The following is a 1,191-nucleotide window of genomic DNA, read 5'->3' as shown; positions in this document are numbered from 1 at the left end:
TCGATCGACTACGCGCGCACCCGCCAGCAGTTCGGCGGCCCGATCGCCCGCTTCCAGGCGATCCAGCACATGCTGGCTGACATGGCGGCCGAGCTGTTCGCCTGCGAGGCCATGATGCTGCACGCGGCGCAGATGGCCGATGACGGCGACCCGCTGCGCATGGAGGCCTCGGCCTGCAAGCTGTTCATCTCGGAGCGCTGCTTTGCGATCGCGGACCGCGCGGTGCAGATCCACGGCAATGTCGGCGTCACCCAGAACCATCCGGTCGAGCTGGCCTTCCGGCAGCTGCGGATGATGCGCATCCTGACCGGCACCAGCGAGATCCAGCGCAATGCGATCGCGCGCGAGATCCTCGCGGACTAGGGCATGACGACGTCCCCGCAGTACCGCCCGCGCCGCGCCTGGACCATCGCCGGCCTGCTGGCGGTGATGATGACCAGCAACTTCCTGGACAAGGCGGTGATCGGGCTGGTGGCCGTGCCGATGATGGCGGAGTTGAAGCTCTCGCCGACGCAGTTCGGCCTGCTCGGCGCCAGCTTCTACTGGCTCTATGCGGTCGGGGCGATCGCCGGGGGCCTGGCGGCCAACCGCGTGGCGACCCGGTGGGTGCTGCTGGCGATGGCGCTGTGCTGGGCGCTGGTGCTGCTGCCGATGGCGGTGTCGACGTCCCTGCTGGCCTTCGTGGCCTGCCGCGCGCTGCTGGGCCTGGTGGAAGGGCCGGCCTCGCCGGTGGCGATCCACGCCCTGTACAAGTGGTTCCCGGACCACCGCCGCAGCCTGCCGGTGGCGCTGCTGTACCAGGGCAGCTCGGCCGGGCTGCTGCTGGCCGGGCTGCTGATTCCGGTCGTCAGCGCGCACTGGGGCTGGCGGGCGAACTTCATCGTGCTGGCCGGCGCCGGGCTGCTGTGGTGCGCGGCCTGGCGGCTGTTCGGCGGCGAGGGCGAGCTGGACGCCGCGCGGCCGGCCGACGCGGGCGCCGCGCGCGTGCCCTATCGCCGCCTGCTGGCGGATCGCACGGTGCTCGGCATCTACGGCGCCCACTTCACCGCGCACTGGGCGCTGGCCGCCTCGCTGACCTGGCTCAACGGCTACCTGCAGCAGGGACTGGGCTATGCGCCGGTCGAGGCGGGCCGGATGTTCGCGCTGTTCGTGCTGGTCACCTCCCCGGTGAGCCTGGCGCTGGCCTGGGGC

General features: G+C 71.8%; 2 protein-coding genes. Both read left to right on the top strand.

Translation table 11 applies throughout. The features are described from left to right. The coding region (locus tag B0W88_RS31850) for an acyl-CoA dehydrogenase family protein (protein ID WP_144007149.1) at nucleotides 1-363 on the top strand (363 nt) is incomplete at its 5' end. Between the two features lie 3 nt (nucleotides 364-366). After that, a partial coding sequence (locus B0W88_RS31845) for an MFS transporter (protein WP_144007148.1) occupies nucleotides 367-1,191 on the top strand: 825 nt, incomplete at its 3' end.

Source organism: Pelomonas sp. KK5, assembly GCF_001984095.1.
GTDB lineage: Bacteria > Pseudomonadota > Gammaproteobacteria > Burkholderiales > Burkholderiaceae_C > KK5.
This window is presented reverse-complemented; position numbering and strand designations above follow the sequence as displayed.